This window comes from Polaribacter glomeratus (genome assembly GCF_002954665.1).
GTDB classification, from domain to species: Bacteria; Bacteroidota; Bacteroidia; order Flavobacteriales; family Flavobacteriaceae; genus Polaribacter; species Polaribacter glomeratus.
Genome location: NZ_MSCM01000002.1, coordinates 255,367 through 261,519, shown reverse-complemented (window position 1 = coordinate 261,519; position 6,153 = coordinate 255,367). Strand labels below are relative to the sequence as shown.

Here is a 6,153-nt window from a genome sequence, read left to right as displayed (position 1 = left end):
AAAAAAACCTTCTCTTATAAGTGAGAAGGTTATTGTATTCTATTAGGTCCCCCAACCATAATAGTAATGACGCTCAAAAGTAATAAATTTATGTACTTTAGCCTTTGTGAAATTTGCAAAAGTATGTGCCTAATTTTTGTGAATTTTAAGTAAAATACCCCAACGATGAATATAGTAGAAGAAAAATTATTTAATTACATAAAAGCAAGGATTCCACAAAACGTTTCTTTTACAGACGAAATTGCAGATATTTTAGACATTAGCTACGATGCTGCGTATAGAAGAATAAAAGGAAAAACATCCTTAACTCTAAATGAAAGTTTACAGCTTTCCAGGCATTTTAATTTTAATTTAAATGACATCTTTACCGATAAGGAACTTGATGAGGAAAGAATAATTGTAGAAAAAACGCATCCTATTTTATCAAATAACGCTTTAAAATTATTTTTTGAAAAAGGAATATCTGAGGCTCAAAAGGTTTTTAGTTCTAAAAACGGACAAATAATTAATTGTGCAAAAGATTATCCTTTTTATCATTCTGATAGCGGTTTATTAAAAAGTTTTAGACTGTATGTATTTGTAAATACGTTAAGTAAAGATCCAGCGCAAAAAAAGATTCCTTTTTCAAAATTTAACCCATCTGCTATTATTTTAGAGAAGTATGATGCTTTTCTAAATCTGTATAAAAAAGTTTCACTAGTAGAAGTTTGGAATGATTCTACCATAGATAATATTTTAAATCAAATTCAATTTTTTTATGAAGTTGGTCTTACTACAAAAGAGGAAGCTTCTTTAATTGCTGATGGTTTAAAAGATTCTTTGAAACTGATAGAAGAGCAATCAAAAAATAAAAAGAGAGCTTTAAATGATAACAGTTTTCACTTGTATCATAATAATATAATTTCTCTTTTAAATACGGTGTTTATGAAATCGGATACTGAAAAAAAGGTATTTGTACCTTACACAAATTTAACGTATTTTAAGGTCATTGATAAAAATACGACTAACCAAATAGAAGAATATATTAAAAGACAAATAGAGTTCTCTACCAGTCTTTCTGGTGAAGCATCTTTTGAAAGAAGTAAGTTTTTTAATGCAATGAATCAAAAGATTGATCAAAAAATGTTAAAACTATTGCTTTAATATTTTCTCTATTTCATTTGTAATTGAATCGATTAATTTTTGTGATTTTTCTACTTCTTTGCTGATTATTTTGGCATCAGAAACTAAATCTTTTGTGGTTTCAAATGAGTTTTTATACCAATCTTTCCAGGCAGTTATGATTTCTATTTGAGTTGATAAGGCATCCCCATTATTTATGGCTATTTTGCTTTGTTTTAATTCTTCATTTAAACGAACTACAGCTGCTTTTTCTAAATCTGATAAAACTGATCTTGCAGTATTTTCATCCGCATTTAATAAAGTGTAAGCAGCAATTAACGCTGTTGTTCCTACATTTTTTAAAGTGGTTTTAGATACTTTGTCAATTCGGTCATTGTCTGTATGATAAAACTGATCTGTAAAATGCCAGAATAAAACACTTGGTATATTTTGCATTAAAAAAGGCACGTGATCGCTTCCTCCTTCAAACGGATTTGTGCTCACAACCCAATTGGCTCTTTTGCCTTGTGCTTTGAATTTATCAATTAAAAAATCGTTTAAATAATGAGGTTTTATTTGGTTTAAACTCATTTTAGAACCACCCCATTCTGTATGTTTGTCGTTTCCACGCGTCCAAATTGCACTAGGATCTGGCATTTTTTCGATTAAGAAAGTTCCGCCAGTTTTCTCAGTATTTTCACCAACCATGTCTAAAGAAATTCCCCATTTAATATCTTTGGCTCTTATAGAATCTTCTTGTACATATCGTCTAGTTGATATAATCTCATCGCCCCATAAAAAAGTTAACGTTCTTTTTGGTTGATATTCTTTTTGCTTGACAAATTTTGCCGTTAAAGTTGCCATTTCAAGCGCAACTCCAACTCCTGTAGCGTTATCATTTGCGCCAGGTTCTTGAATGTGTGCACTAAAAACCAAACGTTCTTTTGGCTTTTCGCTTCCTTTAATATCGGCAACAATTGTAAGTTCTTCGGATGGATAAATATTCGTTTCAACCACCACTTTTAGTTCTACTTTTTCGTATTCTAAAGCTGTTTTTAATCTTTCTTTAGCCTGATAAGAAAGTGCAATTGCCCAAGGTTTGTGCACGGAATCTAAAGGAATTGAGCGAAACTGAATAGACGTTGTATTTTTTTCTGGTTGCAAATAATCAGGATTGTCATACGTTATAATTCCGGCTGCTTTACCGTCAACAATCGCCGCTTTAAAGATTTGATATGGACTGGTTTCTGCAAAAACTATTTTGCCTTTAACATCCATATTTGCAAGTTTTTGAATGTCATCAATATAGACAACTTCGGCAGTAATTCCTTCTGTTGGAGTACTGTAAGAATTTAAAGCAATCATATTTCTGTTGGTGTTATGCTGCAATAAAGGCTCAATTTCTCCTTCAATTAGGATACTTGCATTTACAGATTCCCAAGTAGGTTTTTTAAGTGCTCTTTTTTCTATTCTGTAGGTTAAAATATCATTTTTAGTTGCTTTTTCTTCAATGATAAAACCTGCTTTTTCTAGTTCTTCTGCAATTTTATAAATGCTTTTATTAAAACCGGTATTACCAACAACACGCCAATATTTTTCTACAAAAGCAGTCGTTTCTAAAGCTAAATCACCGGTAAATTGTTTATTGATTACATCTGAATAATTTGCGGAGTTTAATTCTAAAGATTTTTCTGTTTTACAGTTGATGCATAAAACTGCAAGGAAAAAAAGTGTAATTGATTTCTTTAACATGATATTTTTTTTAGTACTTAAATTCGAATAAATATAAAGGAATAATATGTAAACCACCAATTTTTAGGTAATCTCTAACTACACAGCTATTTTCAATTCCTCTAATTTGCTCTGTGGGCTTATTTTTTACGCCAATTTCAGAAGCGTATGTTGTGATTTCTTTTCAAGAATATTTAAGTTTTTATTCAAAAAAACAAAAATCATCAACAAGATATCACTCTTAATAAAAATGAAACAACGTTACTGTTTTAAATTAATACAAAAAATATATTTTCTGTTTATGATAAGAAATAGTAATTAAAATAATCGTTTACACTAAAAAACAATTTAACTAATTTTTTAACTTCAAAGTCAAATTATCAATTACCAAACCTTCTAAACCAGAATTCATAAAAGTTCTAATATTGTAATGAGACGTCCCATTTTGATCGTTTAAAACGGTTTTATAATTTTCGCCAAAACAATATAAAGTTTCTGCTTTTGTTAATTTTTGTTTCAATGCAAAAGCAAATATTTTATTAGAACCAGAATTTTCGCCAACTTTATTCTTGAATTTTCCATTGGTAAATGCCGTAGGTGTAAAGATGTAGTTATCGTCAATTACTTGCATGGTTTCTGCAAATGTAATTGCTGTTGGCGTTGTTTTTAATTTTTCTTTAAATTGTTGAATGTTCATAACAGTTTTGGTTTCAATAATTTTTTCGATTTTTGGTTCTAAAGTTTTATAAGGAAACTCATTTACTAATTGTTGTAAAAAAGGCACATCATTATCTTTCATAAAAATTAAATATAGCAGTTGTCCATTTGTATCTAATGTGGCTATATTTCCAGGAATAGTTGATACGCTTCTTCCTGTAAAATATTTATAAAAAGCCAAACCTAAAAGATATGTTCCGTTTGACGAGGGATGAATATCGTCATGAAACAACTCGATATCAGGTCTGTATTTAATAGAGCTAGCAAAAAGAGGTCCACCAGGAATATAATTAGTATTCGTTTGATCGCAAAGTTTTTTATGCAATTTCTCGATTTCTGGCAACATTAAAGGATTCGATTTATAAGCCCACGTCATCATAAAAATTGGTTCTGCACCTTTTGATCTCACTAAATCAGCAAATTTTTTACTGTAATCTAGAAATTTTTCGGGCGAATTAATAGCGCTTAAGCTATGATTGTTAAAAACCACATAATCCCATTTTTCTAATTCAATCATTACGCGAGTTTGAGTTCCTCTTTCACTTTTCCAGTGGTTTTCTAAACTAGAACCGCCAACAGTAGAATGTTTTGTGTCTATAATAATATCTTGAGATTTTGCCATTGCAGAAACTACTTGTGGTAAATTATAATAATAGGTAAAACTATTACCAACAAATAAAACTCTTATTTTTTTAGTTTGAGAGGTTGAAGTGCTGTTTGTTTGAGCACTTAAAGAGCTGCTTAAAAATAAGATGATAACAAAACAAGGTGTAAATAGTATAGATTTAAATTTCATGTGTAAATAATTTTATGCTTCTTTTTTACAAAGTGCAATATTAAGAATTTTATAGTTTATTGATTTGTTAAAATTGTTTGTATTCTATAATTTCTTTGGATTTAATCTTGACTAATTGTTGGATAGATTTTTAAATTGATCTTATCAAAGATAATATACAAAGATAAGACATCTTTTATACTCTAAAAGTAAAGTTTTGTTTACATTTGTATAAAAATAATAGAATTATGAAAATTAAAATGTTACCAAATTGGGGGAAAAAGTTTGGGCTTTTTCTTTTTTTTACTGGTTTTATAGTTGCTTCTACAACTGTAAGTGCAAGACAAAGTTTTTATGAAGGATATAGCTCAGCTAGTAATTCCTTAATGAAAAGGGAAAATTTTGAACCAATATTTATAGAAAAGTGGTTTGGTGAATTAGGAACACATTTATTTGACGTATTAACAATTTTAGGACTATTAGTTTATATGATCTCTAAAGAAAAAATTGAAGATGATTACATTAATATGCTAAGGTTAGAATCATACCAATTTACTTCAATACTTACATTATTTATTACTTTAACTTTATATGTTTTCGCAGAAAATTTAAAACTAAGTTTGGATATTTTTATTACCTTATATTTAATGACTTACCTTTTAAATTTTGCAATAATAAAACGTCGTTACTAATGAAAAACTTGATAAAAGTAGAACGTGCAAGACATAATTTAACACAAGCTGATTTAGCAGAGAAAGTTGATGTTTCTAGGCAAACAATTTATGCAATTGAAAATAATAAGTTTAATCCGTCAGTAATATTAGCAATTAAAATGGCTCGTTATTTTGAGGTAACTGTTGAATATTTATTTGATATTGAAGAATAGTTTTTGATTTTATATCCCTAATTAATCTTCGACAAGCTCAGATTGACAAACGTTATCCAAATTGGAATTTTTAGTAAGAATAATAAATATTTATTGTTTTTTAGCTTAAACTTTTAAAAAGTTTGTTCGTTTATTTATTTGTGTTCATAGACCTCATAGGTTTTTAAAACCTGTGAGGTCTAGGTCATAAAAATAACTATTTCTTCCCATCAACAATAATAACAATTTCACCTTTTGGTGGTTTATTTGTATAATGTGCCAAAACTTCGGTTGCAGTTCCTCTAATCGTTTCTTCAAACATTTTTGTAAGTTCTCTAGAAACAGAAACTTGTCTGTCTGCGCCAAAATACTCTATAAAACTGGCTAATGTTTTTAGTAGTTTATGAGGAGATTCATAAAAAATCATGGTTCTATTTTCTTCGGATAACAACAAAAAACGAGTTTGTCTTCCTTTTTTAACAGGTAAAAAACCTTCAAAAACAAACTTGTCATTTGGCAAGCCAGAATTTACCAAAGCAGGTACAAAAGCAGTTGCGCCAGGTAAACAATCCACTTCAATATTATTTTCTACACACGCTCTTGTTAGTAAGAAACCAGGATCAGAAATTGCAGGCGTTCCGGCATCAGAAATTAAAGCACAGGTTTCGCCGTTTTGGATTCTTTGCACAATACCTTTTACAGATTTATGTTCATTATGCATATGATGACTGTGCATTTGTGTGCCAATCTCAAAATGCTTTAAGAGTTTTCCGCTGGTGCGGGTATCTTCTGCTAAAATAAAATCTACTTCTTTTAAAACTCGAATAGCTCTAAAAGTCATATCTTCTAAATTACCAATTGGTGTAGGAACTAAATATAATTTTGACATGTATTTCTTTAATAGAGCTACAAAGTTACAATAAAAAGCCTCTAAAAAAAACGACCTTAAAAAATGAGTCTTACA

6 protein-coding genes are annotated in these 6,153 nt (G+C 29.3%); 3 read left to right on the top strand and 3 right to left on the bottom strand.

Annotated elements, in window-relative coordinates; genetic code table 11:
• The first annotated feature begins 165 nt into the window (after positions 1-165).
• Positions 166-1,143: a hypothetical protein gene (locus tag BTO16_RS11225; protein ID WP_105021777.1), complete on the top strand. Its 978-nt coding sequence runs from the start codon at positions 166-168 to the stop codon at positions 1,141-1,143.
• On the opposite strand, the gene BTO16_RS11220 is transcribed toward BTO16_RS11225, so the two are convergent.
• The gene (locus BTO16_RS11220; RefSeq protein ID WP_105021776.1) at positions 1,132-2,853 is read right to left on the bottom strand and encodes a M28 family peptidase; all 1,722 of its coding nucleotides are present in this window, start codon (positions 2,851-2,853) and stop codon (positions 1,132-1,134) included. The genes BTO16_RS11225 and BTO16_RS11220 overlap by 12 nt on opposite strands.
• 331 nt (positions 2,854-3,184) lie before the next feature.
• Positions 3,185-4,345, bottom strand: coding sequence for a HopJ type III effector protein (locus BTO16_RS18010; RefSeq protein ID WP_317045808.1), 1,161 nt, complete (start codon positions 4,343-4,345; stop codon positions 3,185-3,187).
• A gap of 227 nt (positions 4,346-4,572) precedes the next feature.
• On the opposite strand from BTO16_RS18010, the gene BTO16_RS11205 reads away from it, so the two are divergent.
• Entirely contained in the window at positions 4,573-5,016 is a 444-nt protein-coding gene (locus BTO16_RS11205; RefSeq protein ID WP_105021775.1) for a hypothetical protein, read from the top strand.
• The gene (locus BTO16_RS11200; RefSeq protein WP_105021774.1) at positions 5,016-5,210 is read left to right on the top strand and encodes a helix-turn-helix transcriptional regulator; all 195 of its coding nucleotides are present in this window, start codon (positions 5,016-5,018) and stop codon (positions 5,208-5,210) included. The genes BTO16_RS11205 and BTO16_RS11200 overlap by 1 nt, the downstream gene beginning before the upstream one ends.
• Positions 5,211-5,406: 196 nt before the next feature.
• Here BTO16_RS11200 and rsmI read toward each other — a convergent pair whose 3' ends face one another.
• Positions 5,407-6,078, bottom strand: a complete 672-nt coding sequence (rsmI, locus tag BTO16_RS11195) for a 16S rRNA (cytidine(1402)-2'-O)-methyltransferase (protein ID WP_105021773.1) — start codon at positions 6,076-6,078, stop codon at positions 5,407-5,409.
• Positions 6,079-6,153 lie beyond the last annotated feature (75 nt).

Coding starts and splice junctions, on each gene's coding strand:
- rsmI (WP_105021773.1), bottom strand. CDS start 6,078: ATGTCAAAATTATATTTAGTTCCTACACCAATTGGTAATTTAGAAGAT.
- BTO16_RS11220 (WP_105021776.1), bottom strand. CDS start 2,853: ATGTTAAAGAAATCAATTACACTTTTTTTCCTTGCAGTTTTATGCATC.
- BTO16_RS11205 (WP_105021775.1), top strand. CDS start 4,573: ATGAAAATTAAAATGTTACCAAATTGGGGGAAAAAGTTTGGGCTTTTT.
- BTO16_RS11200 (WP_105021774.1), top strand. CDS start 5,016: ATGAAAAACTTGATAAAAGTAGAACGTGCAAGACATAATTTAACACAA.
- BTO16_RS18010 (WP_317045808.1), bottom strand. CDS start 4,345: ATGAAATTTAAATCTATACTATTTACACCTTGTTTTGTTATCATCTTA.
- BTO16_RS11225 (WP_105021777.1), top strand. CDS start 166: ATGAATATAGTAGAAGAAAAATTATTTAATTACATAAAAGCAAGGATT.